This is a genomic window from Pseudoxanthomonas sp. YR558 (assembly GCF_900116385.1).
Lineage (GTDB): Bacteria > Pseudomonadota > Gammaproteobacteria > Xanthomonadales > Xanthomonadaceae > Pseudoxanthomonas_A.
The window spans coordinates 1788567-1806371 of record NZ_FPCI01000001.1 but is presented as its reverse complement, the minus strand read 5'-3'; the positions used below and the strand labels follow the sequence as shown (position 1 = coordinate 1806371).

The following is a 17805-nucleotide window of genomic DNA, read 5'->3' as shown; positions in this document are numbered from 1 at the left end:
TCCAAAACCGTCTGTGGCCACATCCTGGATGCGCCTGCAGGAGGCGAGGTATCACCCGATGTTGGCCGCCGCCACAGGAACCCGCATGCAGACACGAGCCACGATGTTCGTCGCGTTCCGCGCGCTGTGCAGCTTGGAAGGGGTGCGCGCCCTCTGCGTGATCGCACTGTTGGCGCTCACGGCGGCAGCCCACGCGGTGGACCGGGAGCGCTTGGGCCAGGCTTGGGAGTTCCGGCAAGTCCCGTCGACCGCACAGGCCGCGTCGAACGATCTCACGGTATGGCGTGCCGCATCGATGCCGGGCACCGTGCATACCGATCTGCTCGCGCACGGTCTGATCCCCGACCCGTACGTCGGCGCGCCCGAGGCCGGGTTGCAGTGGATCGGCCTGGCAGACTGGGAATATCGCACCACCTTCAGGGCGACGGCCGCGATGCGCGATGCAGCGCGCAGCGAACTGGCCTTTGATGGCCTGGACACATTCGCCGAAGTGTTCATTAACGGCGAGAAAGTACTGGAAGCCGACAACGCGTTCCGCACGTGGCGCATCCCGGTGGAGGGGCGGTTGCGCGAGGGCCCCAATGAAGTGCGCGTGGTGCTGCGATCGCCGATCGGGCGCCTGCTGCCGCACGTGCAGGACATGCCGCATCGCATTGCCGGCAATTACCCTTCGCCTTACGGGGACGAACCCAAAGATGTGCTGACGGCGAACTTCGTGCGCAAGCCCGGCTATCACTACGGTTGGGATTGGGGGCCGCGCTACGTCACGGCCGGTATCTGGCGAGATGTGCAGCTGACCAGCTGGAACGTCGCGCGCGTTCAGGACCTGCAGATACGCCAGGATCGCGTGACGGCCGATGTCGCCGAGATCACGGTGATTCCGACGGTGGATGTCGTCACTCCGGGCGGGTACGTGATGCGTGTATGGCAGACCACGCCCGAAGGACGCAGGGCCATCGTCGCAACACGTCGCATCGCCTTGCCGGCAGGCGTCAGCCGCGTCCCGCAGACGCTGCGCATCGAGCGCCCACAGCGCTGGTATCCCGCCGGCTACGGCGCGCAGCCGCTGTACACGTTCGAAGCCGAGGTCCTGCAGGGAGAAGACGTCGCCGACCACCGCAGCGTGCGCACCGGCCTGCGCAGCGTCGAACTAAGCCGCAAGCCCGATGCGGGGGGAAAGGAGTTCGCCTTTGTCGTCAACGACATCCCGATCTTCGCCAAGGGCGCGAATGCCATCCCATTCGACATGTTCCCCTCGCGGGTGACGCCCGCGCAGCTGAGGCGCGTCCTGCAGTCCGCCGTCGACGCCAACATGAACATGGTGCGCAGCTGGGGCGGCGGCTACTACGAAAGCGATGCGTTCTACGACATCGCCGACGAGCTCGGGGTGTTGGTGTGGCAGGACTTCATGTTCGGCGGCGGCATGCAGCCGGCATACGACTCCGCTTTCCGGGCCAACGTGGTCGCCGAGGCGCAGGATCAGGTCAGGCGCCTTCGCAACCATCCCAGCCTCGTGCTGTGGTGCGGGAACAACGAAGAAGAGATCGCCTGGAAGTACTGGGGCCACGGCAAGACGCTGAAGGAGGCCGATCCCGCGTTCGCAGCCCGGGTCTGGGACGGGTACGTGCAATTGTTCGACCGCGACCTGCGCCGTGTGGTGACCGAGGAGGGGGGTGGAATCGCGTACTGGCCAAGCTCGCCCAGCGACGACATGGCGGAGCTGGCGAACACACCCACCAGCGGTGACATGCATTACTGGGAAGTCTGGGGCAATCCGGCGCGTCCGCCGTCGGCCTACCTCGACGTCACGCCGCGCTTCATGTCCGAGTACGGCTTGCAGGCATGGCCGGTGCGCCGCACGATCGATCGCGTGATCGATCGCGCAGACCAGCGTACGGATTCGCCGACGGTGGAGGCGCATCAGAAATTCATGGCAGGCAAGGGCAATGAACGCCTCCTGCACTACATTCGCATGGAGTTCGGCGAGCCGAAAGACTTCGGCGACTTCGTATACCTGAGCCAGGTGATGCAGGCGGAAGGCATCGGATTGGCCGCGCGGCACCATCGCGCCAGCCGACCCCACACGATGGGCTCGCTCTACTGGCAGCTCAACGATGTCTGGCCCGGCGCGTCGTGGTCGGGCATCGACTGGTTCGGGCGCTGGAAGGCCCTGCAATTTCATGCGCGACGCTTCTTCGCACCGGTGGCCGTCACGGCCTTGCGCAAGGAGGGACGCACCACGGTCGCCGTAGTGTCGGATCGCACCACGTCACGCCAGGGCGAATGGCGTATGCGGGTGATGGACCTGCACGGCCGGGTGCTGCGCGAGGAGCGGAAGACGATCGATGTGCCGCCGCTGTCGGCCATGCGCCTGGGCGCCTACGATGATGCGGAGCTGCTCGGCAATGCGGATCCCTCACGGACCGTGGCGGTCTTCGACCTGAGCGTCGCCGGCGAGCCGGCCTCGCGTGACGTGGTGTACTTCACCGAAGCAAAGCACGTCGCATGGCCCTCGTCCCCTGTGCAGGCACGGCTGCGCCATGACCGGCAGGGCACGACGCTCGACCTGACCGCTGACGCGTTGGCGCGCGCGGTGTGGATCGACTTCGGCGATCTCGAAGCCGATATCTCCGACAACGCGATGACGCTGCTGCCCGGCGAGCTTATCGCCCTGCGGATATCGTCAAGCGCCACGCCAGACGCGCTGCGCGAGGCCTTGCACGTCAGCACCTTGGCGGATGTCCTGTCCGCACCTTCCTCTCCCCGGAGCACCGCTACCCCATGAGTCTGACCGTTCCCGCGCACGACGATTTCCGCAGTGAAGCCTTCCTGCGCGACCACATCCGCCGCACGATGGCCTTCTATCACCCGCGCTGCATCGATCCGGCAGGCGGTTTCTTCCACTACTTCAAGGACGATGGCCGCGTATACGACGCGTCCCACCGTCACTTGGTCAGCAGCACGCGCTTCGTCTTCAACTACGCGACGGCGGCGATCGAGTTCGGAGGCGAAGATCCGGCGCTGCATCAGGCTTACATGGACGCCGTGCGCCACGGCTTGGTATTCCTGCGCGAACGCCACCTGGATCCGGTGAGCGGCGGCTACTTCTGGACGTTGCGTGACGGTCAGCCGGAAGACACCACGCAGCACTGCTACGGTGCGGCCTTCGTGCTGTTGGCCTACTCCATCGCCCTGAAGGCCGGGGTCGAAGCCTGCCGTCCGTGGATGGAGGCGCACTGGTCGCTGCTGGAGACGCGGTACTGGGAACCAGAACATGGCCTGTACCGCGACGAAGCCACGCGCGATTGGCGGTTCAGTGACTACCGCGGGCAGAACGCCAACATGCACATGTGCGAGGCGATGCTTGCCGCGTACGAGGCGAGCCACGAGGCAAGGTATCTGGAACGCGCCCTGCAATTGGCGGACCGCATGACGCGTGGCCAGGCGGCCCAGGCCGACGGCCTGGTCTGGGAGCACTACGACGCGCAGTGGCGCGTGGACACCGACTACCACCGCGACGATCCGAAGCACCTCTTCCGTCCCTGGGGCTTCCAGCCGGGCCACCAGACCGAATGGGCCAAACTGCTGCTGATCCTCGACGGCCACCTGCGCCGCGTCGGCTCGCCGGCGGACTGGCTGGTGCCGAAGGCCGCGGAATTGTTCGACCGGTCGATGGCGGCCTCGTGGGATGCGGAAAGCGGCGGTCTGGTCTACGGCTTCGCGCCCGAGTCGTTGCGCAAGGACATCGAAGGCCCTTCGCTTCCGGATGGCCGCTACTTCATCTGCGACGACGACAAGTATTTCTGGGTGCAGGCCGAGTCGCTGGCGTGTGCGGCCAGATTGGCCGTCGCCACCGGCGAGGAACGCTACTGGCAGTGGTACGACCGGTTGTGGGACTACGCCTGGACGCACATGATCGACCATGTCCACGGTGCCTGGTTCCGTATTCTCGACCGGCGCAACCGCAAATACGACGACGACAAGAGCCCCGCAGGGAAGACCGACTACCACACGATGGGAGCTTGCCATGACGTACTTGCCGTACTGCGCGCGCGTGGTTGAGTCGACCCTCGTGCGCGGCCGGATCCTTCCGGTCGCCATCGCGATGCTGCTGGCCTCGCACGTGGCGTTCGCGGGCGATGCGCGTTTCGCCACCTCGTTCGAAGCGGGAGAGCCGGCACCCGCTGGTGCGCCGGCGGGGGCGGTGCGCATCACGATCGGCGACGGTCCAGCGCAGCCCTACGCCGCCAAGGCCGGAAAGGGCTACAGCGGCGACCATGCGCTGAACTACCACGCGGACACTGCCGGACGCGTGATGTTGTTCGACGTCGACATCACGGTGGAAAAGGACACGACGTTGTCGTGGATGGTGCTGCCCGAGATTGTCGCGGACGACGCAGCAGCGTCCACGGGTGTGTCGTTGGACGTGGTCTTCGATGACAACGTGCGCCTGTCCTCGATCGGTGCGCACGACCAGCACGGCGCGCTAGTCACCGCGGCCGGGCAGGCGGCATCCATGACGCTCTATCCGCAGCAATGGGCCTACAAGCAGGTGCGGGTGGGCGACGTACCGGCGCTGCGAGGTAAGCGCATCCGCGCGGTCGAGCTGCAACTCCAGCCTGGGTCGCGCAGCGCGGCTGCCGGCTGGATCGACGACATCGTGATCGCTCAACGCGGGCAGCCCGGCGATAGGCGTCCTAGCGACTATGTGCTCACGACGCGCGGCACGCAGTCCAACAGCACGTTCTCGCGAGGGAACAACATCCCTGCGGCAGCGATGCCGCACGGCTTCAACTTCTGGACGCCGGTCACCGACGCCGGATCGTTGAGCTGGCTGTACCGGTGGAACGAGCAGAACGGACCCGACAACCGGCCAAGATTGCAGGCGCTATCGATCAGCCACGAGCCGAGCCCCTGGATGGGTGATCGGCAGACGTTCCAGGTCATGCCTTCGGCGGCGACCGGCGTGCCCGAGGCCGATCGGCAGAAGCGGTCATTGTCGTTCTCGCACGACCGCGAGGACGCTCGCCCGTACACCTACCGCGTGGACTTCGACAACGGCGTCCGTGCCGAGCTGGCGCCGAGCGAGCGTGCAGCGATCTTCCGTTTCCGTTTCCCGAAGGAGGGCGACGCCAACCTGCTGTTCGACAATGTGGATGCGCGTGGCGGCTTGACGTTGGATGCGTCCAGCCAGAGCCTGCAAGGCTACACCGACACCCGTAGCGGCCTGTCCAACGGCGCGACGCGGATGTTCGTCTACGCACGCTTCGACCAACCCTGGCGGGGCAGCGGAAAGATCGAAACCGGTCGGCCCACGGGCTACGTGAAGTTCTCGCCGAATGGGAATGGCGAGGTGACGATGCGCATCGCGACCTCGCTGATCTCGGTGGAGCAGGCGCGTCGCAATCTCGAGCAGGAGATCGGCAGCGAAACGTTCGAGCGCGTCCGATCGCGCGCGCAGTCGGCGTGGGACGTAGTTCTCAGCGGGGTGCGGCTGGAAGGCGCCAGCGAAGATCAGCGGGTGACGGTCTATTCCAACCTTTACCGACTGTTCCTGTATCCGAATGTCGCGCACGAGAACATCGGCACCGCCGACAGGCCGGACTGGCGGCACGCCGACCAGAACAGCTGGTCCAAGGAGAACGCCGGCGGCGATGCGCTTCGCACCTCCGCGACCGTCCGTGCGGGCAAGATCTACGTCAACAACGGATTCTGGGACACGTTCCGCACCAGCTGGCCCGCTTACGCGTTGTTCGCACCCGAGCGTGCGGGCGAGATGGTCGACGGATTCCTTCAGCAGTATCGGGATGGCGGATGGATCGCCCGGTGGTCCTCGCCCGGCTATGCGGACTTGATGGTCGGTACCAGTTCTGACGTGGCGTTCACCGATGCGTGGTTGAAGGGTGTGCGTGGCTTCGACGCGCACGAAGCCTACGAGGCCGCGCTGCGCAATGCCACGGTCGTGCCTCCGGTCTCGAATGTGGGGCGGAAGGGTCTGGTGCGGTCGATGTATCGCGGCTACGCCGACAGCAGCGTGCACGAAGGTTTGTCGTGGACATTGGAGGGTGCGCTCAACGACTTCGGTTTGGCCCAACTGGGTCTGGCGCTCGCCGCTGACGAGAAGGACCCGGCGCGCGAGCGGCGCTATCGGGAAGAAGCCGAGTATTTCCAGGCCCGCGCGACCGACTACACGCATCTGTTCGATCCCGCGACCGGGTTCTTCCGCGGCCGGACGGCGGAAGGCGACTGGCACACGCCCGCCAGCCGGTTCGATCCGCGCGTCTGGGGTGGTGATTACACCGAAGCCAACGCATGGACCTTCGCTTTCACGGTGCCTCATGATGGCGCCGGGCTGGCCTCGTTGTTCGGGGGCGAGGACGGGCTGGCGAAGCGTCTGGACGCGTTCTTCGCCACGCCGGAAACGGCGGAGAAGCAGTTCTCCGGTGCCTACGGCGATGTCATCCACGAAATGACCGAGGCACGCGATGTGCGCATGGGCATGTATGCGCACAGCAATCAACCATCGCACCACATCCCCTGGATGTACGTGGTGGCGGGACAGCCCTGGAAAACGCAGCACATCACCCGCGACATCATGCGCAGGCTCTACCTGGGCAGCGAGATCGGGCAGGGTTATCCCGGCGATGAAGACAACGGCGAGATGTCGGCGTGGTACCTCTTCGGCATGCTCGGGTTGTATCCCTTGCGGATGGGGGCGCCCGAGTACGTCATCGGCTCACCCGCCTTCGAGCGCGTGCGGGTCGACCTGGGTCACGGCCGCAGCCTGACCGTCATTGCGCACAACAACAGTGCCGCCAACGTGTACGTGCAGTCGCTGAAGGTCAACGGTCAGCCCTGGAACAAGGCCTGGATCCGCCATGAGGACATCGCCGGTGGCGCCACCCTGGAGTTCGTCATGGGCGACACGCCATCCACCTGGGGCGGCGGTGTCGATGCCTTGCCGCCGTCGCTGACCGCGGTCGGCGATACGCCGCGTGGCCTCGTCGACGTGGCATCGAACGCCCGCGTCGCGATGCAAGGCGCGACGCGACGGGCGGCGGCGTTGGTCGACGACGATGCCGCGACGTCGCAGGTACTGCCGGCGCGCGCGGAGGTCGATTTCCGTTTCGCTGCGCCCGTGCACGCTAGTCATTACACGCTCTCCAGCGCGGAGACGGCCATCACGGGCGCGTCTTGGGCGCTTGAAGCGCGAAATGCAGATGGCGCCTGGGTCGAGCTGGACCGCCGTCGCGACCAAGCGTTTCCCTGGGTTCGGCAGTTGCGGCCGTTCCGGATCGAGCGGCCGGGCGACTATGCCGAATACCGCCTGCGGTTCGACGGTGGCGGTGAAGTGGCGTGGTCGGAGATCGAGTTGTTGCAGCCGACAGGCGGGCGGGTCATGCAGTGAGCGGACGGGGTCCGGCGGGGAGCGTCCAGCGCCCCTGCCGGACATCGCCGCCCGCCCCGCTTGTCGTCCCGTCGCCCAGGGTTGCTGCGAGGCAGCATGCATCCCGGGGAGGGCTGTGATAATTATGCAATTCGTCGAATTAGACCGATCTAATTCGATCCGGAGTCAGGGAGGAGGCGAGGCTGCCGCGGCGTGCCGTTTTAGGAGCACGGGGTGTCTCGCAGCAGTGGTTCTTTTTTATTTTCCGCAAATTTAGATCGATACAAATCCATCGCGTCAGCAGCCGATCAATCTTGGGAGAGGGTGATTGAAATGAAATGCACGCCACACGCACGCAATCGCAGCACGTTGTACGTCGGGATCGCCATCGCGTTGTCCACCGCCGCCGTTTCCGGCAGCGCGTTCGCCCAGCAGGCTGACGCTGCGCCGGCCGCTTCCGACCAGGCATCGACGCAGGCCACGGACCTGGACACGGTGACGGTGAAGGGCTACCGCTATTCGATCGAACAGAGCCTGGAACAGAAGCGCAACGCCAACGCCGTCGTCGAAGTGATCACCGCGGAGGACGTCGGCAAGTTCCCCGATAAGAACGTTGCCGATGCGCTGCAGCGCGTGCCGGGCGTGCTCATCAGCCGCGATGGTGGCGAGGGCAAGAACGTCAGTGTGCGAGGCCTGTCTTCGGAACTCGTCCTGACCGAATTGAACGGCAACTACATCGCGAGCGCCGAGTCCAACGGCGACCCGACCCGTTCGTTCAACTACACCCTGCTGCCTTCGAACATGCTGGGCAGCGCCGAGCTGTTCAAGACGCCGGAAGCGCGCATCGACGAAGGCGGCATCGGCGGCACGGTGATCCTGCATACCCGCCGTCCGCTCGAGCTGGAACCGAACTCCGGCTTCGTCAACATCGAAGGCACGTGGGCAGACACCACCAAGAAGACGGACGGTCAGGTTTCCGGGTCCTATTCCTGGCACGACCAGGAAGACCGCTTCGGCGTCTTCGTCGGCTACACGCAGCAGAAGCGCACCACCCGCACCATGGGCGCCAGCACCGAGAGCTGGCAGTGGTACGGCCGCGATGAAGGCGGTACGGCGGTCGACGTCAACGGCAAGCCTTCCGACTTCAACTCGAACTGGTGGGGCGGCACGGGTTTCTGGGACCAGAACGGGAACTATTACACCGGCTTCATGATGCCGACGTCGGTCAACTTCAACGTCAAGGAAGAAGAGCGCGAGCGCAAGGGTGGCCAGCTGACGTTCCAGTTCAAGCCGACCGACAACCTGACCCTGACGGCGAACTACTTCCGCTTCGACCTGTCGCAGGATTCCCAGACCAACACGCTGAAGATTCCGGAATGGAACATCGCGCGCTACTACGGCGACGGCAACTGGCGCGGTGGTCGCCTGCTCGACGGACTCACCCTGGACCCCAGCGGCACCATCGTCACCGGCGCGAACTACAGCCTGCATCCCAACAAGCCCTACTACTGCAGTGAGGATGAAGCCGCCGCAGCCGGTATGGCGCCGGGTGGCTGGGGATCGGACGACTGCACTGTGCCGACGCCGCAGATCACCGGCAGCTACAACATCGAGAAGTCGCTGTCTCAGACCGCCGATTTCGGTGGCGAATGGCAAGGCGAGAAGCTGGACCTGTCCTTCAAGGTCGGTCGCACCTGGGCCAAGGGCGGTCCCGAGCTGCAATTCTCGCTGCCGATCAAGCCGCGCCTGCAGAATGCGGATGGCAGCTGGACGAACGGCAACTACGCCAGCGCGTGGGACCTGACCGGCACGCCGACGATGACGTTCTCGCCGGAGCTGATGCAAAACCTGCAGAACGGCATCCTGCAGGTCGACCTCGGCTCGACCGGTTCGTCCTGGACCCGCAACGACACCAAGCAGAAGTACGCCCAGGTGGACGGCACGTGGCACTTCGATGGCGACGTCTTCGAATCGCTCCAGTTCGGCATCAAGGGCCGTGACGGCGGTATCCACCGCAGCACCGGCAACAGCTACTGGGTGTGCCCGGGCACGGATCCCAGCGACTACGACAATCGCTATTGGGCCGGCCGCTGCAACAGTGTCGCCACCCAGTTCGCGCCGAACCTGATCACCCAACTGGGCAATCTGCCGGGTGGAATCAGCGCCAGCGCATTCCCAGCGATCAATTTCCCGGGCTATATCGCCTACCTCAACAGCACCTACGGTGCCATGCAGACGCGGGAGGAAGAGAATTTCGTCTACAACGTCGACGAGAAGATCTACTCCACCTACCTGCAGGCGAACTTCCGCACCGAACGCCTGCGCGGCAACGTCGGCGTACGCATCGCCCGCACGAAGCAGCATGCCGACTCGACGGACAAGATCACCTCCTACGACGACTACTTCTTCGACGGCGCGGACGGCAACCCGCTGGCCTGCGTGCAGGGTGCCGCGACTCCGGTCGGCGCGCCCGCCGACACGTACTGCGGCAGCGAAGGCTACTGGAGGCTCCATGAGCGCGTGGCGCGCCCAGAGTCCTACGAGATCGCCGCGTTGGACCGCACCTACACCGACATCCTGCCGAGCTTCAATCTCGCCTACGACCTCACCGATGACCTGGTGCTCCGTGCGGCCGCGTCGAAGGTGATGTCGCGCCCCAGCTACGGCGACATCGCATCGCCCGGCAGCCTGGAGTACTACAGCCAGGAATACGTCGACGACCGCCGTCTGACCGGTGGCGCGGGTGAACTGGGGTGGTACGGTTCGGGCAGCAATAAGGGGCTCGAACCCTACAAGGCCACCCAGTTCGACCTGGGGCTGGAGTGGTACTTCCGGCCGGGTTCGGTCGCTGGTGTGGGCCTGTTCCGCAAGAACGTCCAGAACTTCGCCGTGAACGTGATCACCGACGTCAACATGGTCGTCGGCGGCCAGACCGTCACCGTGCAGAACTACAGCACCCAGGCCGGTGGCCAGGATGCGGTCTCGCAAGGCGTCGAACTGTACGCGCAGCACACCTTGGATTTCGGCCTCGGTTTCCAGTTCAACTACACGTACAACGACGCCAGCAAGGCGGCCGTGTCGCTGGAGGACGGTACCGAAGTGGGCAAGACCTCAATGCCCGGCAGCGCCAAGAACCAGACCAACTTCACCGTGTTCTACGAGACGCAAGACCTGTTGCTGCGCGCTTCGTACAACCGCCGCGGTGAAGTGGTGCAGGGCTTGGTCAACGGTCTGAATGTCTACGAAGAGCCGTACTACCAGGTCGACCTCAATGCGGCCTACAACATCACCCCGGCGCTCACCATCAGCGCTTCGGTGCTGAACCTGACCGAGGAGGAGACCCGCGCGCACCTGGGCAATGACACCAAGGACCGCTTCTACACCAACGGTTATGCGGGCCGCATGGCGTACCTGGGCCTGACGTACAAGTTCTGAGATCGTGCTTCGTGTTTTGGCCCCATGCTTTCTCTCCCGCCCGGCAACGGGCGGCGTGGGACCAACGGCCCGGCGTGAGCCGGGCCACTTTTCCTTTGCATGCGACGGCTCGATCGCCGTCGTGTGCGCTGAATCAAGACAGGGCATGAACGCATGAACCCCAGCTCGCTCCTTCCTCTGTTTCGCATGTTGCCGCTGATGTTCGTCCTGGCGGTACCGGCGACGGCGGCCACGCAGGGGCCGAGTGCAGAGGTCAACACGTTCATCGGCAGCAAGGATGACGGCAACACGTTCCCCGGCGCGTCCGCCCCGTTCGGCATGATCCAAGTCAGTCCCATCGGCTCGCACTATTCGGGCTGGCGCTACGACGACTCCAAGATTCGAGGGTTCGGGCATTCCTTCCTGTCCGGCGCGGGTTGCTGGGAACAGGGCGGGCAGGTGTCGGTGTTGCCGGTGACCGGACGCATTGGCCCGGGCGGCGATTTCGATACGGCCGACCCCAAGACGTTCGACCACAGTCGTTATGGGTCGCGCTACCGGCATGACGACGAGAGCGGCCAAGCGGGTTACTACAAGGTTCGATTGACCGACTACGGCGGCATCGATGCCGAGGCCACGGCCCTGACCCGTGCTGCAGCCGAGCGCTACACCTTCACCGCGATGGGCGAGGGCCATGTCCTGGTCAACATCGGGCAGGCCAACGAACGCCATGCGGTGACGGGAAGCACGGTGACGGTGGTGGGCGACCGGGCGGTGGAAGGCAAGCTGGTCACCCAGAGTTTCTGCGGTGGCCACCAGTACACGACCTGGTTCCGCCTTGAGTTCGATCGGCCGTTCAAGGCGTTCGGCACGTGGGGCGAAGCGGGAGGCGTGCCGGGTTCGCGCCATGGTATGGAGGGCGAAGGCAAGCCCAGTGGCGCGTGGCTGACCTTCGATCTGGGCAAGGACCGCTCGGTCACCGCGATCTCGGCGATATCGCATGTGGATGCGGAGGGCGCGCGCGACAATCTGCAAAGCGACGGCAAGGTGGGCGGCAAGCTCCTCGGTTTCGATGCGATGCGTACGCGCGCGCAGAAAGTATGGGATACCGAACTGTCCAGCGTACGTGTGCATGGCGGTACGCGCGACGACCGGACGGTGGTCTACACCGCGCTGTACCACGCGCTCCTGCAGCCGATGACCGGCAGCGATGCCGATGGCCGCTATCGCGGCTACGACGATGTCATCCATCGCGCGGAGGGCTGGACCTACTACGAGTACTTCTCGCTGTGGGACACGTATCGTTCGCAGAACCAGCTGATCGCGCTGCTGCGACCGCAGCGTGCTACCGATATCGCGCGCACGCTGCTGGCCATCGACGCGCAAGGCGGCTGGCTGCCGCGCTGGGGCTACGCGAGCTTCGAGACCAACATCATGACGGGCGACCCGGTGACGCCCTTCCTGGTGGATCTGTGGCGGTTCGGCGCCCTCCAGGGGCGCGAAGCGGATGCGTACACGGCGCTACGCAAGAATGCGTTCGAGGTACCACCGCTGAACTCGCGGCATGCTGGGCGCTCCGGCAATCCCAACTACCTCGCGCAGGGGTTCGTGCAGTACGACCGCGCATTCCCCTCCAAGGGCATGGACGTGGATCCCCACCACGGCGGTTCGGCCACGCTGGAGTACGCCCTGGCCGATTGCTCGCTGTCGATCATGGCCGACGCGCTCGGACACGGTGACGATGCGGCCGTGCTGAAGCGCCGTGGCCGAAACTGGCAGACGCTCTGGGACGCTACCGTGCGCGACGAGCAAGCCGGCTTCAGCGGCTTCCCGCGTCCGCGTACCGCTGACGGTGCGTGGTACACGCCGTCCGAAGGCCACTACAGCCCACGATCGCACCATGGGTTCCATGAAGGCACCGCCTGGCAGTACCAGTGGCTGGCACAGCAGGACGTGTCGGGGCTGGTGCAGGCCATGCACGGAGCACAGGAAACCGGCCGTCGCCTGGACGACTTCTTCGCCTACGAGGCGCTGGTGTCCGACCCTGCTGGCGCGGCACGGAAGGAATGGGTAGTGGGGCCCTACAGCTACTACAACCAGTTTCGCTACAACCCCAACAACGAGCCGGATCTGCACGTGCCGTGGATGTACACGCTGATCGGCCAGCCATGGAAGACCTCCACGGTCCTGCATGCGGCGCAGCAGCTGTTCACCAACGCGCCGAATGGCGTCACCGGCAACGATGATTTGGGCACCATGTCGGCGTGGTACCTGTTCAGTGCGATGGGCCTCTACCCGGTGGTGCCGGGCACGGGGCAATTCGTGCTGCACGCCCCGCGCTTCTCCCGTGTGGACGTGGATGTGGCGCCGGGGCGCACGCTGCGCATCGAGGCGCAGCAGGCCGGTGATGGCAAGCCCAGGTATATCCGTGGCGTCTCGTTGGACGGTCGTCCGCATGCGGCGGTCTGGCTGGATTGGGAGCGCCTGCGCCAAGGCGGCCGTCTGCGCTTCGATCTGACCGACACGCCACAGCCGCAGGGCTGGGGTACGCGGCAAGAGGATCTGCCGGCATCGCCCTGCGCGGCCGATCCGATCTTGGCGTCGGGAGTGGGGCATTGAGGCGTCGCGGCGCGAGAGCGTGGGGGCCGACGTGATGGTTTACGCTGGGCGTACCGTCGCAATGGATCGATCCATATGAGTCAGAAACGCCCGTCCCGGCCGGGTGCGACACGCACGCCCAAGGCCGCCGCGTCCAAGGCGGCCAAGAAGGCAGGCGCGGCGCCCCAGCCCAAGGCTGGCAAACCGGCAGCGACCGAACGCGCCCGCGAACCGCAGCGCGTGGTCACGGTCACGGATATCGCCAACGCCATCGGTGTCTCGCGCGCCACGGTGTCGCTGGTCTTGCGTGGCAGTCCGCTGGTACACGTGGACACGCGGGCGAGGGTGGAAGCCGAACTCAAGCGGCAGCGCTACGTCTATAACCGCGGCGCAGCGAATCTACGCCGGCGCACGTCGTCCAGCGTCGCGCTGGTCATCAACGACCTGGCCAATCCCTTCTTCGCCGAGTTCGCGGCCGGTGTCGATGAGGCGTTGGGCGAGAAGGGTTTCGTGACCCTGCTGGGTAGCACGGGCGAGTCGCCCGAGCGGCAGCAGGCGGTGCTGAGTTCGCTGATGGAGCACACGCCGGCCGGCGTGATCCTCTCGCCGGCCGAAGGCAGCGATGCCACGCAGTTGCATAAAGTGCTGGACGCGCGCGCCAACGTGCTGCTCTTCAACCGCGAACTGACCGGCGCCGACGACTGGGGTTTCCTCGGGCTGGACAACCAGCACGGTGCGCAGCTCGCCACCGAACACCTCATCTCCCAAGGCCATCGCCGCATCGCGTTCTACGGCGGACATGCCGACTCCAGTTCGTGCCGCCAGCGGCGCGCGGGCCATGCGCAGGCGATGCGGGCGGCCGGTCTGCCCATCGATCCGGCCTGGTTGATCGAGTCGGCGCCGAACCGTCTGGAAGCGGCTGCGCGTACCGGTGAACTGTTCGGCGAGCACGCTCCCCCGACGGCGGCGGTCTGTTACAACGACACGGTCGCGCTGGGCCTCATGCTGGGCCTGGTCGCACGAGGCATACAGCCCGGCAGAGGCTTCGCAGTCACCGGCTTCGACGACATTCCCGAAGCGGCGGTGAGCACACCGCCGTTGACCACGCTGGCTGCGCAGCCGCGCGAGCGCGGACGGCAGGCGGCGCAGCTCGTGCTCAGGCAACTCGAGGCCGGCGCATCGCCCCGCAGGACGATCGCCCCGGTCACGCTATCCGTTCGCGAGAGCAGCGGAGCGCGCCAGAAATGATCTTCGCGACGCCGCGCGCCTTCCCGCCACGCGACGTTGTGCGATCGCGGCCGCCATCCTTCCTCTTCTCCATCGCCCCGTACCCCATGAACCACACCGCATCACACACGCCGACCTCCGTTCGCACCGAGGTCCCGATCCTGTCGCGCGTACGTCGATCCGGGGGCGCCGCATGAGTCTTTCCACCGGCAAGATCGTCTGTTTCGGCGAGGCGTTGATCGACATGCTGGCGCAGCCGCCTGCGTCGCCGGAGGAGCCGCGCAACTTCCTGCAATTCGCCGGCGGGGCGCCCGCGAACGTCGCGGTGGCCGCGGCCCGCTTGGGCGCGGATGTCCATTTCGCAGGCATGTTGGGCAACGACATGTTCGGCGACTTCCTGTTCGACAGCCTGGCATCGGCCGGCGTCGCCACCGACTGCATCGTGCGCACCAGCGAGGCGAAGACGGCACTGGCCTTCGTGGCGCTGGACGAACATGGCGAGCGCAGCTTCAGCTTCTACCGACCGCCGGCAGCGGACTTGTTGTTCCGTGCCCAGGACTTCGGGCCGGCTTGCTTCGACGGTACGCGCGTGTTCCATGTCTGCTCGAACAGCCTGACCGAAGCCGGCATCGCCGAGGCGACCTATGAAGGAATGCGTCGCGCGCACGCGCGCGGCGCGGTCGTCAGCATCGATTTGAACCTGCGACCCGCTTTGTGGCCGAAAGGTGAGGATCCCTCGCCGCGGCTTTGGCAGGCACTCGTCGAGGCCGACCTCGTGAAGCTGTCGCGCGAAGAGTTCGAGTACCTGGCGGGCCCGTTGGGCGGGGAGGACGCTGTCATGGCGCGCCTTTGGCAGCATCGGGCACAGCTTCTGGTGATCACCGACGGTGCGAGCCCGATCAGATGGTATACGCGTGCCAGCCGCGGCACGGTGGACACCTTCCGGGTGACCGCTCGCGACACCACGGCTGCGGGAGATGCATTTGTGGGTGGGCTGCTGTTCCATATGACGCGCGATGACAGGCTCTTGGCCGGCTTCGCATCGTTTCTGTCCGACACGGACGCAGTAGCGGACGCCATCCGGTTTGCCGCCGCGGTGGGCGCGCTCGCCGTCACGCGCAAAGGCGCGTTCGCCGCCATGCCGTCCGTATTAGAAGTGGATGCGCTGGTGGCCTAGAACCCGCAGCGCGCAACATCCCTCCCGCGTCCGGCGGGCCACGCTTCCCTACCGACTGAGCCCATCATGACGGCCACCCACAATCGCATCACGTCCGTCGTCGTCGTGGGAGGTGGCAGTGCGGGCTGGATGGCCGCTACCGCGCTGGCCACGTACCTGGGCAAGCAGGCATCGATCCGCCTCGTTGAATCCGAGGAGATCGGAATCGTCGGCGTCGGCGAGGCCAGCGTTCCCTACATGAAGCAGTTCAACGCCGGGCTGTTGGGCATCAACGAGTTCGATTTCGTCGCCCGCACCCAGGGGACATTCAAGCTGGGCATCCAGTTCAATGACTGGGACCGCATCGGCGACTCCTACATCCACGGCTTCGGCAAGATCGGCCAGGGCGTCGGGCCGCTGCCCTTCCACCAGTTCTGGCTCAAGCTCTTCCTCGCGGGCCGCGCCCCGCCGATTGGCGACTATTCGCTGGCTACGGTGGCCGCGCCGCTGGGAAAGTTCATGTCCAGCCCCGCCAACGCGCCGATGGAATCGCCGCTGGCCGACATTGCCTACGCCTACCATTTCGATGCCGGACTCTACGCGGCCTTCTTGCGCGGACTGGCGGAAAGCAGAGGGGTGCAGCGCATCGAGGGAAAGATCACCGGCGTGCAGCAGCGTGGCGAGGATGGCTTCGTCGAAGCCGTGGTGCTCGAGAGCGGAGAGCGGGTAGAGGGCGAGCTGTTCATCGATTGCTCCGGCTTCCGCGGCCTGTTGATCGAACAGACCTTGGGGACCGGCTACAACGACTGGACGCACTGGCTGCCCTGCGATCGGGCCATGGCGGTACCGTGCGCCACGATGGGGCCACCCACGCCATACACCCGCGCCACCGCGCTTTCCGCAGGATGGCAATGGCGCATTCCGCTGCAGAGCCGGGTCGGCAACGGCTACGTCTACTCCAGCGAACACATCAGCGACGACGAAGCCGCGGCCACGCTGCTGGCGAATCTCGACGGCCGCGCCCTCGCCGATCCACGCCCGTTGCGCTTCACCACCGGTGTGCGCAAGAAGCTGTGGAACAAGAACGTCGTGGCTCTCGGCCTTGCCAGCGGGTTCATGGAACCGCTGGAATCCACCAGCATCTACCTGGCGCAGTCGGGGATCCAGCGCCTGCTCGGCTTGTTCCCGAACCGGGGTTTCGATCCGCTGCTCGCGCGCCAGTTCAATGAGGAATCCGCGTTCGAGTACGAAAGTACCCGTGATTTCCTGATACTCCACTACTGCGCTACGCGGCGGAACGACAGTACGTTCTGGGACTACTGCAGGACGATGTCCATTCCCGACACCTTGCGTCACAAGATCGACATGTTCCGGAACGGAGGTCGGTACTTCCGCAGCGGTGACGAATTCTTCGCGCTGCCCAGCTGGGTCCAGGTGATGCTCGGTCAAGGCATCGTTCCCGCCAGTTACCATCCGATCGTCGACGACATGCCGGAACAGGCGCTCGTCGATCATGTCGAGCGCGTGCGTCGGTCCCTGGCAATGTGCGCGGCGGAGATGCCGTCGCATCAGGCATTCATCGATAGGCACTGCAAGGCGCTGGCGATGTGACGCGGCTGCCCGCGACGGGCAGCGGATGTTGAGCCGTCCGCGAGGACCCGGTGCCGTCACCGGCGCAGGGTCGTTGTTTGATGCGGGCTTGCCGGCGTCCACGCTGCGCGATGGGGCGGGGGAATCGGGACTCGATTCGAGCAGCCACGATGAAATCCCTAGCGATCCTGTCGGCGCGCCTCTTTCGACGCACTTCGCGTCAGCCCTGATCGGCTGAACGCCGCGACGTCACAGGTCCAGTGCATCCGCATCGCCCGCCGATTCAGGGGTTTACCTGCGCCTGGGAACCGCGTGAGACCGCTTGCTTATGTATTCACATACATGAATCACATCACATTTGTGATAGGCGTCTTGACCAAGTGTGATTCGAATTACACAATTCGCCCCGTTGTCGGGGTATGCGGCTGCGCTT

At 65.5% G+C, this 17805-nt stretch carries 8 protein-coding genes; all 8 read left to right on the top strand.

Annotated features, from left to right (window positions below; genetic code table 11):
• Positions 1-85: 85 nt before the first annotated feature.
• The 8 genes from BM365_RS08530 to BM365_RS08495 all read left to right on the top strand — a co-directional run bounded on the left by BM365_RS08530 (position 86) and on the right by BM365_RS08495 (position 17393).
• Complete coding sequence (locus BM365_RS08530) at positions 86-2785, top strand: beta-mannosidase (protein ID WP_233210914.1); 2700 nt, start codon at positions 86-88, stop codon at positions 2783-2785.
• A complete protein-coding gene (locus BM365_RS08525; RefSeq protein ID WP_093488286.1) occupies positions 2782-4062 on the top strand; it encodes an AGE family epimerase/isomerase in 1281 nt (426 codons plus the stop codon). Before BM365_RS08530 ends, BM365_RS08525 begins: the two co-directional genes overlap by 4 nt.
• 43 nt (positions 4063-4105) lie before the next feature.
• Positions 4106-7408 carry a GH92 family glycosyl hydrolase gene (locus BM365_RS08520; protein ID WP_093489614.1) on the top strand — a complete coding sequence of 1101 codons (3303 nt, stop codon included), beginning with the start codon at positions 4106-4108 and terminating at the stop codon, positions 7406-7408.
• 312 nt (positions 7409-7720) lie between these two features.
• Positions 7721-10822: a TonB-dependent receptor gene (locus BM365_RS08515; RefSeq protein WP_175502055.1), complete on the top strand. Its 3102-nt coding sequence runs from the start codon at positions 7721-7723 to the stop codon at positions 10820-10822.
• A gap of 198 nt (positions 10823-11020) precedes the next feature.
• Positions 11021-13420 (top strand): GH92 family glycosyl hydrolase, encoded by a 2400-nt coding sequence (locus BM365_RS08510; RefSeq protein ID WP_254772682.1) that lies wholly within the window; start codon positions 11021-11023, stop codon positions 13418-13420.
• A 75-nt stretch (positions 13421-13495) separates the two neighbouring features.
• Positions 13496-14647 (top strand): LacI family DNA-binding transcriptional regulator, encoded by a 1152-nt coding sequence (locus BM365_RS08505; RefSeq protein ID WP_093488282.1) that lies wholly within the window; start codon positions 13496-13498, stop codon positions 14645-14647.
• A gap of 172 nt (positions 14648-14819) precedes the next feature.
• Positions 14820-15803 carry a carbohydrate kinase family protein gene (locus BM365_RS08500; RefSeq protein WP_093488280.1) on the top strand — a complete coding sequence of 328 codons (984 nt, stop codon included), beginning with the start codon at positions 14820-14822 and terminating at the stop codon, positions 15801-15803.
• A gap of 66 nt (positions 15804-15869) precedes the next feature.
• A complete protein-coding gene (locus BM365_RS08495) occupies positions 15870-17393 on the top strand; it encodes a tryptophan halogenase family protein (protein WP_093488278.1) in 1524 nt (507 codons plus the stop codon).
• Positions 17394-17805 lie beyond the last annotated feature (412 nt).

Bases quoted from the DNA above. Each gene is read 5' to 3' on its own strand.
- BM365_RS08530 (WP_233210914.1), top strand. From the start codon at position 86: ATGCAGACACGAGCCACGATGTTCGTCGCGTTCCGCGCGCTGTGCAGC.
- BM365_RS08525 (WP_093488286.1), top strand. From the start codon at position 2,782: ATGAGTCTGACCGTTCCCGCGCACGACGATTTCCGCAGTGAAGCCTTC.
- BM365_RS08520 (WP_093489614.1), top strand. From the start codon at position 4,106: ATGCTGCTGGCCTCGCACGTGGCGTTCGCGGGCGATGCGCGTTTCGCC.
- BM365_RS08515 (WP_175502055.1), top strand. From the start codon at position 7,721: ATGAAATGCACGCCACACGCACGCAATCGCAGCACGTTGTACGTCGGG.
- BM365_RS08510 (WP_254772682.1), top strand. From the start codon at position 11,021: ATGTTCGTCCTGGCGGTACCGGCGACGGCGGCCACGCAGGGGCCGAGT.
- BM365_RS08505 (WP_093488282.1), top strand. From the start codon at position 13,496: ATGAGTCAGAAACGCCCGTCCCGGCCGGGTGCGACACGCACGCCCAAG.
- BM365_RS08500 (WP_093488280.1), top strand. From the start codon at position 14,820: ATGAGTCTTTCCACCGGCAAGATCGTCTGTTTCGGCGAGGCGTTGATC.
- BM365_RS08495 (WP_093488278.1), top strand. From the start codon at position 15,870: ATGACGGCCACCCACAATCGCATCACGTCCGTCGTCGTCGTGGGAGGT.